Genomic DNA, 16,308 nt, shown 5'->3' with positions numbered 1-16,308 from the left:
TCAAAACAAACTATGAAAGGGTTTCTTTTTCCATAGCTAAAGCTTTTGGAAAAAGGATATTATTTTCTAAATGTATATGCAAATGTAAATCATTTTCAAACTCTTCAAGCTTATGGTATAAAGCTTTGTAAGTATTGCAGGCATTTGGTGGTAATTTGTAAGTGTTGGTTAAACCTGAGATTTCCTTAAAAATATCCCCTGCCGCTTCATGTTCATCTTCCATCATAGCAATTGGATTCTCTATGGTCCCAAAATGTGGTCTTTCTACTTTTTCACCCTTTTTAAACGCAGCTTCCATTTTTGCAATAAAAGGAAATAGAATTAACTCTTCTTTCTTTAAGTGCTGAGTTAGTTCGTTAGCTACTTCAGCAAACAATTCTTTTATCTTAATTAACTCAGGATTGGTTTTACTATGCACACTAGCAACTTTGTTGGAATACTGTATAAGTATCGGTATGCTGTCTTCTACATAGCTGTGATGCACATTTTGAATATGTTGTGCTAGAAAATGCAAGTCCCATTTTTTATAATCATATGTCCGGCCCTTATCTTCCAGATTTTGAAGATCATTTAATAATTCATCAAGTTTAACTTGGTTTTTTTCGCAAGCATTGTCAATACTTATACCACCGCCACAGCAAAAATCGATGCCGTGTTTTTTGAACACATGAGCAGTATTAATATTTTCACTTACTAATTCGGCTACTGTTTTATCTTTAATTGAAACCATAATAATTTATATTTAAGTTACATTAAAATTACCTCCTTTATAAGTCTTGGTTTATGACTTGAATCAAGTCCATAAACTTTTTAAAAATCTTTTCGTTTTGCTTGTCTAACCATCCGCCATAGCGGTAAAACCACCCATATGACTAAAACCCCAAAGGAGACTAAACTACCGAACAGAGTCCCGAAAAAGTCTTTAAAAATAGCCCCAGTATAACCCAGCAAAGCAGAGATATCGAGTTTTAAAAGAATTAATATTCTCGACAAATCAATTGGGTTAAACAGTGTTGCAATTAAGGTAAACTTGTCTAATGGATATTCTTGAAAATAGATCAAGGCAATGAGAAAAGCACCGTCATAAATAACGGCTAGAAACAACCAAAGCAAGATGGCATACCCAAAACCTTTGATTTTGTTGGTATTCGATAATGCAATATTGAAGGCTAAAGCGCTAAAGATGAAACTCAAAAAAACAGCAACAACTATCAAAATCAAAAAGTCGAAAATAACGTTGGATTGAAATAAGCCATATAAGGCAAAAGGAATACCCAACCCTAGCAATACGCTTAGCGAAAGCGAGGTGGCTACCCCTAGGAATTGCCCCATAAAGATAGATTTTCGCTTTATGGGTTGTGCTAAAAGGAGTTGAGTAAATTCTTGCGAATCGTAGTAATACATCACCCCGAAGATAGTTCCGATAAGTGGTACTAAAACAATGACGACATTTAACAGTGTAATTATGGCGTTCGATATATTGTTGTTCAAAAACAATAACACTGAACTTAGAAGTAAGTAGAATAGGAAATATACGTAACTCCAGCGACTTCTTACCAAGTCAAAAAAACTGTATTTTAAGATTTTAAGCATGATGGTTTTTTAATAAGTTAGCAATAGCATATTCAAAATTGGTTTCTTCTGTAGTCGATTTTAGCTCCTCGATACTCCCGTCAAAGTAAACTTTCCCGTCTAAAATAAAACTGATATGGTCTGAGATTTCTTCCACAAAACTCATGATGTGAGAAGTTATTAAAATGGTTTTTCCGTTAGCTTGTTCTTTTTTGAGTAAGTCTTTCAATTTGATTAAAGAGACTGGATCCAAACCAGATGTAGGTTCATCCAAAATGATAAAAGGACTGTTAAACATAAGACTGAGAACAAGATTTACTTTCTGTTTGTAACCTCCAGAAAGGTGACTGAGTTTTATGTTGAGGTAGGGGGTAAGCTCAAAATATTCGATCAATTCTTCATCGCGAGTTGGCTGACTTCTCAAGTCTTTGATCATCGCTATGATTTCTTTCACTTTTATATTACCAGGGAAGTTGGCTATTTGTGGTAGGTAGTCGATATATTTTCTATACGACCAGTTATTTTTGATATTTGATTCATCTACAAAAATTTCGCCTTTATTGGCATGATTCATTCCTAGTAATATTTTAATTAAGGTGGTTTTTCCAGACCCATTTGGGCCAAGAATTGCTGTAGTTCTGCCTTTTTGAATACTTAGGTTGATGCCGGTAAGCACATCATTGTTATCAAATCTTTTATGTATATCATTAAATTCTACCATTGTACTTTTCGCATTAAAGGGTTTTGATCTGTGAGATTTTCTGGAGTGAAAATGGGGGTTACTTTTTCAGAAAAATTGATTATGTCAATAAATAAACTTCTCAATAAAATGATGCTTTCTGGAGTATTATTCACCAGATAACTGAATAATTTCACTGGCCGGTAAGGTACATCGCCGTAACCGTCTTTATCTAGATCATAACCCGTGTAATCGCTCCAAAAATTATTATCGAAACTATTATCGTTTAAGCCTCCAGAATAGCTCAAATCGAAATTATTGTAGAGAAAATTATTTTTCATAAAATTGTTTTCATAGCTACCGCCTATAAATATTACGGCGTAACCATTGTTGATGAAATCATTTTCTCGATACGTTATTCGAGTAGAACCATCGGCGGTAATACCTACCGTATTATCTTCAAAAGTGTTGTTATAAATCTCGGCATCGTTTATTTCTTTCAGTAATAGACCATAAGATGCCGTGCCCCAGTTTTTTTTAAATACATTATTATTCATTACAATGCGCTTAGAAAACATGACCGCAACACCAGCGCTATTGTTCCTGAAAATGTTATTGCTATAGCGATTATCATTGGAGAACATAAAGTGCAAACCATAGCGCATATTATCGTGGCTATCGTTATTTTCAAAAATGTTATTGCTCCCAAATTCGATGTATATGCCATCACGCATGTTATAGACATGGTTATCCCGCACTTCAATTTCTTCTGAATCCCAAAGATGAATAGCATTTCCAGAGCTGGCTTCAGAATCACCAGTTCCCGAAATATCATTTTGAAGCACTAAACCGTTTCTAGACTTTTCAATCAAGAAGCCGAAGAATGCGTTTCTTAAGGTGATGTTTTTTAGTTTAAAATCGAAACATCTAAAGAGGTAAATAGCGGCATAATCTGATGTGTAACTTACTTCAATATTTTTAATTGTTAAATCTGTAATACTAAAATCTGTAGCTTCAACCTTGAAGCCATAGCCCTTGTGTTTGCTATCTATTACACTGCCTTCTTCTCCATACAGATGAAGTGATTTCTTGTTGATAAAAATATTATGCTCCTTATAAATTCCTTTTTGAATGAAAATAGAGTCACCAGATTGCGCTTGGTCAATTGCCTTTTGAACAGAAGAAAATTCACAATCTTTGGCACAAACTTCTATAGTTCTGTTTTGTGCATAGGCATAATTTAATGCTGAGATAAAGCAGAAGATAAATAAGCTGAATTTCATTTTAGTGAGTTTTATGAATATCCTTTTTGATGACTTTTTCTAGATCATCCCATTGGTAAATCTTACCCTCCAGTTTTTCTTGGGCAGCTTCAGCATCAGATAGCGATGCAAATGCAGTTAAATAGGCGCCCATTGGACTAGGTAAATTTTCACTTATTAAATAAGATGCGTTTTCTGCAGGAATCATTTCCCCAGGTTGGTTATAATTGGCAACCAATAAGGTGGCGTTATCAAATTTCCCTGATTCGTCTTTAATAAAATTCACCATGCATTCAATAGCATCAAATTTATGTTGCTTTCCTTTTTCAGTTACCATTTGAGCAGCATGTGTTTTCTGAACGATGCCCATGCTACAAAAATCGCATTGGTCTTCACCATAATTAATTGGTTTAGCCGATTTATCGCAGGCTGTTATCGCCACAAATAAGAATGCTAAAACGATGTATTTATTCATATTAATTAGCTTTTTTAAGTCCAATGATGTAAGCTATAAAGGTAAGAAACATGCCAATACCCATTAATACGGCTCCTATAGCAGGATAAGAATGTGCAGTAAAGTTCAAAATATCTCTAGAGCCAAATAATGGAGGTTTGTAGCTTAAAGGATTTCCATCTTCATCAGTCATTTTCATGATGGCTTTTGGATCTAGGTTGGTACCGTAATCTGTCATCCAAGCATTAAAATCAAATATGCCCATAACACCCAAAACAGTCATTAAAACAAGCCAGCCTAAAAACCATTTGTAAGAGACTTTTTTAAATAAGCCCAAAAGGCCAATGAGAATTCCTAAGATGGCCATTCCTCCAATGACTTTAGGAAATACAGAAAATTCCCACATTTCATCTTGTTTAGGCAGTTTACGCATGCCAATATAATGGTTAAGTCCATCTATATTCTGAATATCGTGTTTTTCATGTCCTTCCAGTCCATCGAGGTTAATGTACATTCCAATGCCACTTGGGTACTGTGGTGCTTCTAAGGTTATACTCCAAAGCGGGAAGACGAACAATCCCAACAGAAATGCAGAACCAATAATCATAGTGATACTTGCCGTTTTCATAATTTAAATTTTTAAATGAAAAAGGGACGAGCAGAGAATCTACTCGCCCCAGATTGAGTAATCAAAACCAAAACATTCAAATTAACTCATTACTCTTTCCATTCGTCGTCTAGTGACCAACGTAATTTAGTATCGCTATTTTTCGCAGAAACTCTTACGTAACCTTGCATTTCTTGGTGAAGTGCAGAACAGAAGTCTGTACAATAGAATGGCCAAACACCTTCTCGTTTAGGTTCCCAAATAATGGTTTTAGTTTGCCCAGGCATGATCAAAATTTCTGAAGTGTTAGCTCCAATCATTGCAAATCCGTGAGGAACATCAAAGTCTTGCTCTAAGTTAGTAATGTGGAAATACACCTTATCGCCAACTTTAACTCCTTCGATATTATCGGGTGAAAAGTGACTTCTAACTGTAGTTGCATAAACATGAACTTCGTTTCCCTTGCGTTCTACACGTGTAGCCGATTCACTTTTAGCAGCGTATTTGTGATTGTTGTCTTCTAAATCGTAGTATTTTTTAGATTTAGATTTTATCAAATCTGCAGGTATAGCAGCTGCATAGTGAGGTTCACCGTGGGTTGGGAAATCTAGTAGCAATTCCATTTTATCGCCAGAAATATCATATAACTGCGCTGAATGCTCCAATTCTGGACCTGTTGGTAAATATCTGTCCTTCGTGATTTTATTCATACTAAACATATACTTACCAAAAGGTTCTCTAGAGTTACCACCAGGAATAGTTAAATGACCAACCGAGTAGAAAGAAGGTTGTCTATCAACTACTTCCCAAGTCCCTACTTTCCATTTTACAACTTCAGAAGAAATAAAGAAACTAGTGTAACCAAAACCTTTACCATCAAATTCAGTATGCAATGGACCTAAACCACCACTATCTACAACACCTTCAAGAACAGATTCGTATTTTAAGATTGGGATACCATAAGCATCACCGTCAAAGTCTTTATTTTTGATGGCTTCTTGCATTTTCGCAAATGAATAAACACTCAACTGTGTAGATAGTTTTCCATTTCCAATGATGTATTCACCTGTAGGGTTAACATCTATACCGTGAGGCGATTTTGGAACTGGCATGTAATAGACAGCGCCTGGAACCTCACGCGGATCAACTGAAGTTACGCCTTCTTTCATTTCTGTGGTGGCCATCATAGTGGATTCATCGTAAATGTTATGTGCATAAGTACCAGCCACTTCAGTTCCACCACCATTCTCAACGTATTCTTTAATTTTCATCCAATTTACAGCGGCGATAAAATCTTTATCGTTTTGTGATGCATTCACTTCTTGCATAGAATGTGCTTCTTCAGTATTATAAGAGGTGAAGAAAAACCATCCATGAGATTTGTCACGACCAGGATGTGATAAGTCGTAGTTGAAACCAGGCATATTTATTTGGAAATCAATTTCCATGTGTCCATGTTCTTGATCAACCTTAATAAAGGTTAAAGGGCCTTTAAATTCACCTTTCATTTCATCGATAGGCATGTCTTTTTGAGGATTTGGAACAGCAAAACGAGTACCTGCAACAACATATTCTGTATTTTCAGTCACATACGATGAGGCGTGATTTCCAGCAGAATTAGGAATTTCGATAATCTCCTCGGTTTCGAAAGTCTCTAAGCTTATCCTAGCAATACGAGGTGTATTGTTTTCATTTATGAAAACCCATCGACCATCCAGTTTTCCGTTTGTCTGGGATATATCTGGGTGGTGAGAATCACCCCAAGGCACAAAGCCAAAAGAGGTATTAAGCATAGCTTTGCTTTCTTCAGAATACCCGTACCCATTGGTAGGAAATTGAGAAAAAACTGGTATTTCTTTAAACATTCTTCCGCTTGGTAAACCGTAAACTGTTAGGTTTCCGGAATATCCTCCCGACAAGAAGGCATAAAATTCGTCGTGCTCACCTGGAGCAACATACACCTTTTCTGCATTAGATGATGCCATAGCACCAGAGTCCGATTTTGAATTATTACCACAGCCTATAAGCAGTAATCCTGCGCCTAGACCTAGTAAAAGTTTTTGAATTGTTTTCATTGTTTGAGTTGTTTTAAAATTAGTTTTTTGGTAATAATACGTCTTCAATAATATGCACCCAGCCATTGCTAACATTTACGGAGGCAATGATTTTGGTACCACCTACATAAATGTCTTGACCTTGCTTAGTCACTTCTAAATATTGACCACCTGCCATGTAAAGTTTCCTTTCTTTCTCTATATTTTTTTCTAGAGTCTTGATAGGATAATTACTTGGAGCAACATGATGAATCAAAATACTAGCTAGTTTAGACTTGTTTTCAGGTTTTAGCAAATCTTCTAAAGTTGCTTTATCAAGTTTGTCAAAAGCTGCATTAGTAGGCGCAAATACTGTGAGAGGTCCTACGTTTACTAAGGCATTTTCAACACCAGCAGCTTGTACTGCCGCAACCAAAGTTGTATGATCTGGCGAGTTAATTGCTAGTTTCAGCGCATTTACTGCATCGCTATCTCCTTCAATAAAAGCTTGCCCTTTATTGGATAAGGAAACTTCATCTGAGTTTGTTTTAGCGTCTGTAATTTTGTCTACACTCTCAGATTTTGCTGAAGAATTGCAACCTAGTAGACATAACATCAAAAAAATAGATGCTGATGATTTTAATAAAAATGGAATATTCATAGGATTAGGATTAAAAAAAATAAATATTAATTCGTGCTTAATTATTCTTGTCATACTCTCTGAAATATTCTAAAATAGCTCGAGTATCTTCTTCTGAAACATTTTGATTGGCCATCACCGCCATGTTGCTTTCCATCAACAAACGTTTAGCAATTGGATCTTTTTTGATCATTTCCTCCGGATTCATAATCATATTCATGATCCATTCTGGGCTTCGTCTTTCTGAGACCCCAGATATTGATGGTCCCACATACTTCTTTTCCATTTTATGGCAAGCTGTACATAAATTTCCGAAAACTTCTTGACCTCGATTTGCAAGTTTTTTATCTATGCCTTCGCCAATGTCTAAGGATTTTATGGGACCAATACCCAAATTGGCTAAGTCCTCTTCTGCTGAAGTTGTAGAGGTTGATTTTTTTGCGGGTTCAGCTTTTTTTTCAGTTTTTGGTTGTTGACCAATTTTTACTTTTTTGTTTCCTTTCTTCTCTTCATTTCCTCCACAGGCTAATAATAAGCTGATAAGAAAAACAAAACTGATTTTAGTAAATGATTTCATGTTTACGATATTTAAAATGCTTCCTCAAAGTTAAAATTTAAGACTTGTTTAATATATGATTAAGGTCATAAGAAAATCAATCCTTTATGTCAATAGGCATGTAAGTATCTATAAATCAGGTATATAAATTCAGGGAGAGGATTTTTTTAATTTAACCTTATCCATATAAAAACTGATATATATCAGCTTTTATATGGATAAGGTTAAATTTTTTACATTTAAAATTAAAAACTATTTATCGATTAAATGTTGCTACAGTCTTATTCTGAATTTTATTTAGAGTAACCCTGAAATCTTAGGTATTTTGATTAACTCTAATAGCCGATCAAGCTTTCAATTTCATCGTCTTCAAGGCTTATGGTCTTGCCTTTCTAGAGCATCTTTCGCAAGTATTTAAAGTTAATGAAGCCTTATTTATCGTTCCATTGCTCGTGTTTTTGAGCATAGCCAACGTTCCGAGGCTTGTAAGCAAGAAGCAATACGGCTAGGCTTTTATTTTTACTATTGCTCTTTTGCTTGTCATCGTCGCTTTTGAGTTGTATCCGCGTTTATTGTTGTCTAATTCAGAAATAGAGAATAGTATTACTATATATAATGCAGCAGCCTCTACCAAAACTCTAGAAATCATGATGGGCTTTGTCGCTGTGGGTGGACCTTTGGTTCTGCTTTACAGCTATTTTGTATATAAAACGTTTTGGGGTGAAATAAAATTGGATTCAGATGAATCATACTAAGTTTAAATTTTAGTAGTCCTATTTTTTGTAGTTATAGTGGCAAAACTTATTTTCTACTAAAAGCTAGGTCATTTTGTAATGCTTTAAATTTTCTATTGAAATAGCTGAAGCTAGTATAACTATGCTCAAAGTTTAGGTCCATAATGCTTCACTTGTTTTTTATGTAGCATTATGCTAAAGCAGGTCAACTCTGAAGCCCTAAAAGATTCAGTACAGTTTTTCCAACAGTTTTTCAAGAAATCTATAAAACTTAACTCAAAGTTTTTCTTAGTGCGTTTTTGATTGTTAAAAATTTTGGCATTGTTCTTGGTCTCTAAAAATTCACTACTAGTGTTTATTTCGAATTCGTTTAGAACATTAAAGACTTCAGTCTCCTTTACAGGATGGAAAGTCTTCACTTAGTCACACTTTAATTTTAAAACGAATACTTATGGAGCCTAAAAAATATCCAAACAAAAATTTAAATAATAAAAAGCTAATTTTCTTTCAAGTCGGATTAATCGCTGTGCTTTTACTCGTCTTGATTTCTGTAGAATGGAAAACGGAAACACAACTTTTGGCTAGTAACGATCAGGTTACCTATCAATTTCTTCAAGTTGAAGAGATGCCAAATGTGACATTACCCGAAAAGGTATTGGAGCCTCTAAAAAGGCCAAAACCAGACATTGATGATTTCATTATTGATGAAAAAGAACCTGAATCCAAAACAGAAGAAAAGCCAATTCTTAAGAAGACTCCATCCAATCCTGGACTTCTAGATTTTGATGATTTTGAACCTGTAGAAGAGGAACCTATGAGGGAAATGGGATTTGACTTTATTGAAGATGTTCCTATTTTCCCAGGTTGTGAACAGTATACCGATAACAAAGCGCGAAAAGCTTGTATGAGTGAACAACTCAAGATTTTTATAAATAAAGAATTCGATACGGGCTTAGCCACAGATCTTGGTTTGACAGGCATAAATAGAATTTATACCTCTTTTAAAATAAAAGCAAATGGAGAGGCTGAATTTATTAACGCCAGGGCTTCACACCCAAAATTGAAGGAAGAAAGTCGACGTGTCATCGAAAAATTACCCAAGATGCAACCTGGCAAACAACGAGGAAAGCCTGTAGATGTCATTTTTGCCTTGCCTATTACCTTCAAAGTTTCAGATTAGCCTCTAGTTAATCACTAATCACTGAAAGTCTATTTTTACATCAATACCTATTACCAGAAAAGCCAGCTTTACAAAGCTGGCTTTTCTGGTAATAGGTATTTTAATATTGAATTTTATATATCGTCAAAGCTAACATTAGTAAATGCCGTAGCGCTTGAGCTTGGAGTAGTTTCTTCAGAAGTCTCTAAATTCTCTTCAGAAGGTTTTGTGAAATCTTTTTGGTGACGATCGCTTATCACCTCTTCCCCTTTTTTATCAATAATATAGTTTGTCGTTTCTTCTAAAGCTTCTTTGAAGTTTTCGAAATCTTCTTTGTACAAATAAATCTTATGTTTTCTATAAAAGAAAGATCCATCGTCATTTGTAAATTTTTTACTTTCTGTGATAGTTAAGTAATAATCGTCAGCTTTTGTGGATCTCACGTCAAAAAAGTAAGTCCTTCTTCCTGCTCTTATAACCTTCGAGAAAATATCCTCGTTCTTCATCGGCTCTTGTTCACTCATAATACTTTAGTTAAATAAGATTAATATAACATTTGTTCAAAAGTCTTAAAAAAAATTAAAAACACAAATAAAAATTCAATTTTCTTTTTCTGAAAGCTGTTTGGTATATAAATCTTTATAGTATCCGTTGTTAGCAAGTAGCTCACTATGAGTGCCTTCTTCCAAAATCATACCCTCATCTAGGATGATAATATGATCGGCATTTTTTGCAGAGGAGGCCCTGTGGCTAACCACAATTGAAGTTTTATCATTAGAAATTTTATTTAATTTACTGAAAATTTCCTCTTCTGTTTCAGTATCAACCGCCGATAGACAGTCGTCAAATAGGACTATTCTAGGATCTTTAATGATAGCTCTTGCTATAGAGACCCTTTGTTTCTGCCCACCAGACAATGTTATGCCTCGTTCTCCTAATATGGTATCATAACCCTTACTAAATTCTATAATATTATCATGTACTGCAGCATTTTTTGCAGCATCTACAATATCTTCTTCGGTGGCATCGACCTTACCAAATTTTATATTATCGCGTAAAGAACTACTAAATAGGAAAGCATCTTGTGGAACATAGCCAAGCTGTTTTCTTAATTCATCAAGATTGTAGCTCTCTATTGGCTTACCGTCAATTAATATTTCGCCCTTATTCACATCATACAATCTCCCAATCAACTCTAGGATAGTAGACTTTCCCGAGCCGGTCTTACCCATAATAGCAAGAGTTTCCCCCTTTTTAACTTTAAAGGAAATATTCTTTAAAGCTACTATATTGGTGTCTTCGTAGGTGAAACTAACATTCTTAAATTCAATGTCACCTAAAACATTTTCAGAAGACTCTGGGGAATTATTTTTGATATTTGGAGATTCACTTAGAAATTCGTTAATCCGTTCTTGAGAGGCTTCAGCTCTTTGAACCATAGATGTGATCCATCCTACAGAGGCCACTGGCCAGGTAAGCATGTTGACATAAAGCAAGAATTCCACAATAACTCCAACGCTCTCAATCTCTCCGTTGATGTACTGCATCCCACCGAAGTAGATGACAAATAGGTTACTAAAACCTATCAGAAAGATCATCAGTGGAAAAAAGAACGCCTCCACTTTTGCAAGATTTACATTCTTATCTCTACTCTCATTGGATAATTTCTCAAAGTCAGAGTTGAAACGGTTCAAAATTCCGTAAGATTTAATAACCGCAATACCACTAAAACTTTCTTGTGTATAGGTGTTGAGGAGTGATAAAAATCTTTGTATTTCAGCACTTCTTTTGTTGATGGACATACTTAGTTTGTAAATCGCTAAAGAAAGTACGGGAAATGGAATTAAAGTGTATAAGGTAAGAGTAGGTGCGGCTTTTATCATAAAATAAATGACTACAACAAATAGGGTTAAGGTTTGCACACCGTACATTAATGCGGGGCCAACATACATTCTCACCTTAGAGACATCTTCAGAAATTCTATTCATCAAATCCCCAGTTCTGTTTCGCTTGTAGAAGTCTAAGGATAAAGTTTGATACTGAGTATATACTTCATTTTTCAGGTCGTATTCAATATACCTAGAAACCACAATAAAAGTTTGTCTCATTATAAAAGTAAGTACAGCAGAGGCTAAAGCTGCCCCAATAATAAGCCCAATATTGATGAGAAGCTCTTGTTTAACTTCTGCAATGCTTACCACATCTCCATTTAAATAGTCTTCTATGGCAACAGTAGAATTTCTTATGAGTTGAGGTATAAATACAGCAAAAACACGAGCGCCTATCGTAATAATAAACCCTAATAGGAGTCTTCCTCTGTATTTGTACAAGTATTTATTTAGACTGAGTAAGGCCTTCATTCACTTTTAACTTTTTGGTTGCAAATGTAACCAAAAGATAGATTTAGCTTCTTTAATAACATAAGTTTAATCCTTTAAGGGTTGTGCTAAGGGCTAATATCCTTCAATTCATAACCCATTTAAACCTTAAGGCGTTAGGAAAGGTTTCAATTAGGATTTAAATAAATACAAATACGGGTTAAACTCTTCTTTTAAATATTATTTTTGCGCTAAAATTTAGAACAAACAGATGTTAACAAGACGACATATTCGTGCCAAAGTAATGCAATCTCTTTATGCCTTTCACCAAGGAAGCAAAGACTCCATGCAGGCGGAAGAGAAGTTTCTCAAAAAGAGCACAGAGGAGATGTACAATCTTTTCTTACTCGATTTTGAACTCCTTGTCAGCATTAGAGACTACGCGGAAGAATATTTTGAGATTGTGAAAAAGAAATTCTTAGCCACAGAGGAAGAGAAGAACCCAAACAAAAAACTTATTAATAATCAACTTCTGAAGAGGATCTCGGATAGTACGGCCATAAGCAATCTTATTGAAGATAGGAAGTTAAGCCATTGGAAACGAGATGATGAATACCCTAAATTAATTTGGGATAAAATTTTAGAGTCAGATCTCTACGCCGATTATATTTTTACGGAAACGTCCAGTTTTAAAGAAGATAAAGAATTTGTCGTGGATGTTTTCAAACAAATCATTGCGCCCAATGAGGACCTTTACGATTATTATGAAGATCAAAATCTGACTTGGATAGACGATTTTCCAATCGTAAATACTACCTTTTTGAAATTTCTTCAGAAGCAAAAAGAAAGCGATGAGGTGATTACAGTGCCTAGATTGTATAAAAATGTAGAAGATGAAAATTTTGCAAAAGAACTTTTTACCAAAACACTTCTTGCAAATGATCAACTTACTGAAATCACCAAAAATAAAACCCCAAACTGGGACCAAGATAGAATCGCAGATATAGACAGTATTCTTATTAAAATGGCTTTGTGCGAGTTTTTAAAATTCCCATCTATTCCTGTTCGAGTAACTATCAACGAATATTTGGAGTTGGCCAAAGAATATAGCACACCTAAAAGCAGTACTTTTATAAACGGCGTTTTGGATACAGTTTCCAAAGAATACCAAACCAATGGGAAAATTAATAAAATAGGCAGAGGATTAATGTAATTGCTTAAAATGTCATATTTTTGTAAAAATTAAAATTAATTATCATGAGAAAGTTTATGTTAGCAATCGTTGCAATAGCAACACTGTCTTTAACGGCTTGTAAAAATGAAGCTTCGGAGAAAGTAGATCAATCTAAAAAAGAAATTGCAGAAGATCGTGATTCAAAACAACAATCATTCCCTGTAATGGAATTTGAAGAAAAAGAGTTTGATTTTGGTACTGTTGATGAAGGAGAAGTTGTAGAGCATACATTTGTATTTACGAATACTGGTGATGCACCACTTATAGTTTCTAATGCGACTGCAAGTTGTGGTTGTACAGTTCCTACTTGGACCAAAGAAGCTATTGTTCCTGGTGAAAAAGGCGAAATGCTTGTAAAATTTAATACAAGTGGTAAGCAAAATCAGCAAATGGCGCAAGTAAGAATTACAGGAAATACTGCATCTGGAAAAGAGACTTTAAGAATTAAGGCTTTTGTAAATCCAAAAAATAACAATGCTGGTTCTCCAGTGAAATAATTTATATGGATCAATTAGGAAGTTTATTACCTTTAGTTTTGATTTTTGTTGTGCTTTATTTTTTTATGATAAGGCCACAAATGAAAAAACAAAAAAAAGAAAAAAGCTTTATTGAATCTATCAAAAGAGGAGATAAGGTAGTTACTAAAAGCGGTCTACACGGTAGAATTGCTGATCTAAGTGAAAAGTTAGATGCCGTGATCCTAGAAACAGGATCTGGTAAAATGACTTTTGACAAATCATCACTCTCTTTTGAGCTTTCTCAAAAGGTGAATGCTCCCGCTAAAGAAAGCAAGGAAGCCAAGGAAACTAAGGAAAGTAAAGTAATTAAAAAGTAAGTCTAACTTACAATGTGTCTCAAAAGCTATCGTTTACGATAGCTTTTTTGTTTAAATTTGAGAATAAAATATTTTCAAGAATGTCATTAACACCTTCTACAATGTTGGAGCTTGGTACAAAAGCTCCAAATTTTAAACTGTTGGATACTGTTTCTAATACGGCTTTGTCTTTAAATGACTTAAGAGGTAGCAAGGGAACAATCATTATGTTCATTTGTAACCACTGTCCTTATGTAAAACATGTGAATGGCGAAATCGTAAGATTGGCCAATGATTATAGAGTTTTGGGTTTTGGCTTTGTTGCTATTTCTAGTAACGATGTAAAAGCCTATCCTGATGATAGTCCAGAACATATGTTCAAAATAGCTAGAAAACTCAATTATCCTTTTCCTTATTTATATGATGAGACCCAGGGAGTTGCTAGAGCTTATAATGCAGCATGTACGCCAGATTTTTATGTGTTTGATGAAACTCTAGAACTTGTTTATCGAGGACAATTGGATGATTCTAGACCCAAAAATGGTATTCCAACCTCTGGTAGATACATTCGAGAAGCTTTAGACGCTTTGCTCAATAATAGAACGGTATTAAAAGACCAGAAACCTAGTATGGGCTGTAATATCAAATGGAGAACTTATTAACATAAGAAAGTCTGATTCTTAAATAAGATTAATTAATATATAATTAAGTTACATATTCCACCTTAAACCCTAATTTTGTATAAATAAATAAATTGAATTATGACATTAGAGATAACAGATAAAGATTTTCAAGAAAAAGTTCTAGAAAGTGACATACCAGTATTAGTCGATTTTTGGGCTGCTTGGTGTGGGCCTTGTAGAATGGTAGGACCCATCATCGACGAATTAAATACCGAATATGAAGGAAAAGCTGTCATTGCTAAAATGGATGTAGATCAAAACCAAGAGTTTGCAGCTAAATATGGAGTTAGAAATATTCCAACTGTACTGTTTTTTAAAAATGGAGAAATGGTAAACCGTCAAGTTGGTGTTGCTCAAAAAGAAACTTATAAAGAAGCTATTGATAGTTTATTATAGTATATCTCTTCAATAGTTATAAATTTAAAGGCTTGGTTTTATTTAAATCAAGCCTTTTTTATTTTTAATAAAAAATCTATTTATGGATATCAATTCTGAAACTAAGCGGTCCTCAACGATTTCAAATTTGCCCTTATTAGCGTCTCAAATTGTTGAGGGATTTATTTCAGGAATTCATAAAAGTCCATTTCATGGGTATTCTGCAGAATTTGCAGAGCATAAACTTTACAATACGGGAGAAAGTACCAAACATATAGATTGGAAATTGTTCGCTAAGACGGACAAATTGTACACTAAAAAGTTTGAGGAGGAAACGAATTTGAGATGTCATTTTATTTTAGATCAGTCTGCCTCAATGTATTATCCTGAAGTTAAATCACCGTCGTTATCCAATTTAGATAAAATATCATTTTCTGCCTTATCAATTGCTTCTATTATGCAGTTATTAAGCAAGCAGAGAGATGCTGCAGGACTTTCTATCTATGATGAAGAACTTCGCTTTCAAACCACAGAGAAGGGGAGCAGTTCGCATTTCAGTATGATTTACGATCAATTGGAAAAATGTATTCAACACCCTCAAGTAAATACCAAAACCAATACCTATCAATTTTTACATGAGGTCGCTGAAAAGTTGAAGCGTAGATCTCTAGTATTTTTGTTCACAGATTTATTTCAGCCTGACGTTTCTAAGGCAGATCTGTTTGAAGCTTTAAGGCATCTCAAATACAACAAGCATCAGGTGGTTCTTTTCCATACATTGGATTATAAAACAGAAGTTGATTTTGATTTCGATGATGCTCCAAAACGTTTTTTCGACTTAGAAAGTGGTTCCAAAATCGATTTACAGACTCAGCAAATCAAAAAAGAATACGTTCAAAAGATGTCAGAATTCATACAAGAATTGAAGTTAACCTGTGCAAAATATAAAATTCGATACGTTCAAGCCGACATTAGAAAAAACTTTGAAAAGATTTTATCCACTTACTTAATTGAAACACAGAAGCTAAAGTCATAAGGCTATTTTTTGTTGAATTATTTTTGTCAAACATGTTTGTGTAATTAAAAATTGGGTTTATATTTGCACTCGCAATTAAGCACGGTCTGGTAGTTCAGTTGGTTAGAATACCTGCCTGTCACGCAGGGGGTCGCGAGTTCGAGTCTCGTCCA

At 34.5% G+C, this 16,308-nt stretch carries 19 protein-coding genes; 8 read left to right on the top strand and 11 right to left on the bottom strand.

Features of this window, described 5'->3' with window-relative positions; all coding sequences use genetic code 11:
* Positions 1-10 precede the first annotated feature (10 nt).
* The 9 genes from ric to PGOND44_RS13510 form a co-directional block, all read right to left on the bottom strand.
* Positions 11-730: an iron-sulfur cluster repair di-iron protein gene (gene ric, locus PGOND44_RS13550; protein ID WP_003443898.1), complete on the bottom strand. Its 720-nt coding sequence runs from the start codon at positions 728-730 to the stop codon at positions 11-13.
* Between the two features lie 80 nt (positions 731-810).
* Positions 811-1,593: a hypothetical protein gene (locus PGOND44_RS13545; RefSeq protein WP_003443894.1), complete on the bottom strand. Its 783-nt coding sequence runs from the start codon at positions 1,591-1,593 to the stop codon at positions 811-813.
* Positions 1,586-2,293, bottom strand: coding sequence for an ABC transporter ATP-binding protein (locus PGOND44_RS13540; protein WP_003443890.1), 708 nt, complete (start codon positions 2,291-2,293; stop codon positions 1,586-1,588). Before PGOND44_RS13540 ends, PGOND44_RS13545 begins: the two co-directional genes overlap by 8 nt.
* The gene (locus PGOND44_RS13535) at positions 2,287-3,534 is read right to left on the bottom strand and encodes a nitrous oxide reductase family maturation protein NosD (RefSeq protein ID WP_003443887.1); all 1,248 of its coding nucleotides are present in this window, start codon (positions 3,532-3,534) and stop codon (positions 2,287-2,289) included. Before PGOND44_RS13535 ends, PGOND44_RS13540 begins: the two co-directional genes overlap by 7 nt.
* A 1-nt stretch (position 3,535) precedes the next feature.
* Positions 3,536-3,988: a nitrous oxide reductase accessory protein NosL gene (locus tag PGOND44_RS13530; RefSeq protein ID WP_003443884.1), complete on the bottom strand. Its 453-nt coding sequence runs from the start codon at positions 3,986-3,988 to the stop codon at positions 3,536-3,538.
* Position 3,989: 1 nt separating this feature from the next.
* On the bottom strand, positions 3,990-4,595 hold the full coding sequence (locus tag PGOND44_RS13525; protein ID WP_003443881.1) for a hypothetical protein: 606 nt from the start codon (positions 4,593-4,595) through the stop codon (positions 3,990-3,992).
* 89 nt (positions 4,596-4,684) lie between these two features.
* A complete protein-coding gene (gene nosZ / locus PGOND44_RS13520) occupies positions 4,685-6,649 on the bottom strand; it encodes a Sec-dependent nitrous-oxide reductase (RefSeq protein ID WP_003443877.1) in 1,965 nt (654 codons plus the stop codon).
* 19 nt (positions 6,650-6,668) lie between these two features.
* Complete coding sequence (locus PGOND44_RS13515) at positions 6,669-7,322, bottom strand: fasciclin domain-containing protein (RefSeq protein WP_003443875.1); 654 nt, start codon at positions 7,320-7,322, stop codon at positions 6,669-6,671.
* Positions 7,306-7,824, bottom strand: coding sequence for a c-type cytochrome (locus tag PGOND44_RS13510; RefSeq protein ID WP_003443873.1), 519 nt, complete (start codon positions 7,822-7,824; stop codon positions 7,306-7,308). The genes PGOND44_RS13515 and PGOND44_RS13510 overlap by 17 nt, the downstream gene beginning before the upstream one ends.
* Positions 7,825-8,318: 494 nt before the next feature.
* On the opposite strand from PGOND44_RS13510, the gene PGOND44_RS15945 reads away from it, so the two are divergent.
* Both PGOND44_RS15945 and PGOND44_RS13495 read left to right on the top strand, forming a co-directional pair.
* Positions 8,319-8,558, top strand: a complete 240-nt coding sequence (locus PGOND44_RS15945; RefSeq protein WP_316928554.1) for a cytochrome d ubiquinol oxidase subunit II — start codon at positions 8,319-8,321, stop codon at positions 8,556-8,558.
* 430 nt (positions 8,559-8,988) lie between these two features.
* Positions 8,989-9,717: an energy transducer TonB gene (locus PGOND44_RS13495; RefSeq protein WP_003443866.1), complete on the top strand. Its 729-nt coding sequence runs from the start codon at positions 8,989-8,991 to the stop codon at positions 9,715-9,717.
* Between the two features lie 113 nt (positions 9,718-9,830).
* Here PGOND44_RS13495 and PGOND44_RS13490 read toward each other — a convergent pair whose 3' ends face one another.
* Entirely contained in the window at positions 9,831-10,220 is a 390-nt protein-coding gene (locus PGOND44_RS13490; protein ID WP_003443863.1) for a PUR family DNA/RNA-binding protein, read from the bottom strand.
* Between the two features lie 75 nt (positions 10,221-10,295).
* Complete coding sequence (locus PGOND44_RS13485) at positions 10,296-12,056, bottom strand: ABC transporter ATP-binding protein (protein ID WP_003443860.1); 1,761 nt, start codon at positions 12,054-12,056, stop codon at positions 10,296-10,298.
* A 229-nt stretch (positions 12,057-12,285) separates the two neighbouring features.
* On the opposite strand from PGOND44_RS13485, the gene nusB reads away from it, so the two are divergent.
* The 6 genes from nusB to PGOND44_RS13455 all read left to right on the top strand — a co-directional run bounded on the left by nusB (position 12,286) and on the right by PGOND44_RS13455 (position 16,156).
* The gene (gene nusB, locus PGOND44_RS13480) at positions 12,286-13,227 is read left to right on the top strand and encodes a transcription antitermination factor NusB (RefSeq protein WP_003443857.1); all 942 of its coding nucleotides are present in this window, start codon (positions 12,286-12,288) and stop codon (positions 13,225-13,227) included.
* Positions 13,228-13,271: 44 nt separating this feature from the next.
* Positions 13,272-13,745, top strand: a complete 474-nt coding sequence (locus PGOND44_RS13475; protein ID WP_003443855.1) for a DUF1573 domain-containing protein — start codon at positions 13,272-13,274, stop codon at positions 13,743-13,745.
* Positions 13,746-13,750: 5 nt separating this feature from the next.
* Positions 13,751-14,083, top strand: coding sequence for a preprotein translocase subunit YajC (gene yajC / locus PGOND44_RS13470; RefSeq protein ID WP_003443852.1), 333 nt, complete (start codon positions 13,751-13,753; stop codon positions 14,081-14,083).
* An 80-nt stretch (positions 14,084-14,163) separates the two neighbouring features.
* Positions 14,164-14,724: a thioredoxin family protein gene (locus tag PGOND44_RS13465; protein ID WP_003443849.1), complete on the top strand. Its 561-nt coding sequence runs from the start codon at positions 14,164-14,166 to the stop codon at positions 14,722-14,724.
* A 99-nt stretch (positions 14,725-14,823) separates the two neighbouring features.
* Entirely contained in the window at positions 14,824-15,141 is a 318-nt protein-coding gene (trxA, locus tag PGOND44_RS13460) for a thioredoxin (protein ID WP_003443846.1), read from the top strand.
* 82 nt (positions 15,142-15,223) lie between these two features.
* Positions 15,224-16,156, top strand: coding sequence for a DUF58 domain-containing protein (locus PGOND44_RS13455; RefSeq protein ID WP_003443842.1), 933 nt, complete (start codon positions 15,224-15,226; stop codon positions 16,154-16,156).
* Positions 16,157-16,308 lie beyond the last annotated feature (152 nt).

This window comes from Psychroflexus gondwanensis ACAM 44, assembly GCF_000355905.1.
In the GTDB taxonomy this organism is placed as follows: domain Bacteria; phylum Bacteroidota; class Bacteroidia; order Flavobacteriales; family Flavobacteriaceae; genus Psychroflexus; species Psychroflexus gondwanensis.
Note: the sequence above shows the minus strand (reverse complement) of the source record. Positions and strands in the feature narration are given on the sequence as shown.

What these genes read in the sequence shown, in the direction of transcription:
- PGOND44_RS13495 (WP_003443866.1), top strand. Translation starts at nt 8,989, where the DNA reads ATGGAGCCTAAAAAATATCCAAACAAAAATTTAAATAATAAAAAGCTA.
- nusB (WP_003443857.1), top strand. Translation starts at nt 12,286, where the DNA reads ATGTTAACAAGACGACATATTCGTGCCAAAGTAATGCAATCTCTTTAT.
- PGOND44_RS13540 (WP_003443890.1), bottom strand. Translation starts at nt 2,293, where the DNA reads ATGGTAGAATTTAATGATATACATAAAAGATTTGATAACAATGATGTG.
- PGOND44_RS13530 (WP_003443884.1), bottom strand. Translation starts at nt 3,988, where the DNA reads ATGAATAAATACATCGTTTTAGCATTCTTATTTGTGGCGATAACAGCC.
- PGOND44_RS13490 (WP_003443863.1), bottom strand. Translation starts at nt 10,220, where the DNA reads ATGAGTGAACAAGAGCCGATGAAGAACGAGGATATTTTCTCGAAGGTT.
- ric (WP_003443898.1), bottom strand. Translation starts at nt 730, where the DNA reads ATGGTTTCAATTAAAGATAAAACAGTAGCCGAATTAGTAAGTGAAAAT.
- PGOND44_RS13545 (WP_003443894.1), bottom strand. Translation starts at nt 1,593, where the DNA reads ATGCTTAAAATCTTAAAATACAGTTTTTTTGACTTGGTAAGAAGTCGC.
- PGOND44_RS13475 (WP_003443855.1), top strand. Translation starts at nt 13,272, where the DNA reads ATGAGAAAGTTTATGTTAGCAATCGTTGCAATAGCAACACTGTCTTTA.
- PGOND44_RS13515 (WP_003443875.1), bottom strand. Translation starts at nt 7,322, where the DNA reads ATGACAAGAATAATTAAGCACGAATTAATATTTATTTTTTTTAATCCT.
- PGOND44_RS13525 (WP_003443881.1), bottom strand. Translation starts at nt 4,595, where the DNA reads ATGAAAACGGCAAGTATCACTATGATTATTGGTTCTGCATTTCTGTTG.
- PGOND44_RS13510 (WP_003443873.1), bottom strand. Translation starts at nt 7,824, where the DNA reads ATGAAATCATTTACTAAAATCAGTTTTGTTTTTCTTATCAGCTTATTA.
- PGOND44_RS13455 (WP_003443842.1), top strand. Translation starts at nt 15,224, where the DNA reads ATGGATATCAATTCTGAAACTAAGCGGTCCTCAACGATTTCAAATTTG.
- PGOND44_RS13535 (WP_003443887.1), bottom strand. Translation starts at nt 3,534, where the DNA reads ATGAAATTCAGCTTATTTATCTTCTGCTTTATCTCAGCATTAAATTAT.
- PGOND44_RS13465 (WP_003443849.1), top strand. Translation starts at nt 14,164, where the DNA reads ATGTCATTAACACCTTCTACAATGTTGGAGCTTGGTACAAAAGCTCCA.
- nosZ (WP_003443877.1), bottom strand. Translation starts at nt 6,649, where the DNA reads ATGAAAACAATTCAAAAACTTTTACTAGGTCTAGGCGCAGGATTACTG.
- trxA (WP_003443846.1), top strand. Translation starts at nt 14,824, where the DNA reads ATGACATTAGAGATAACAGATAAAGATTTTCAAGAAAAAGTTCTAGAA.
- PGOND44_RS13485 (WP_003443860.1), bottom strand. Translation starts at nt 12,056, where the DNA reads ATGAAGGCCTTACTCAGTCTAAATAAATACTTGTACAAATACAGAGGA.
- yajC (WP_003443852.1), top strand. Translation starts at nt 13,751, where the DNA reads ATGGATCAATTAGGAAGTTTATTACCTTTAGTTTTGATTTTTGTTGTG.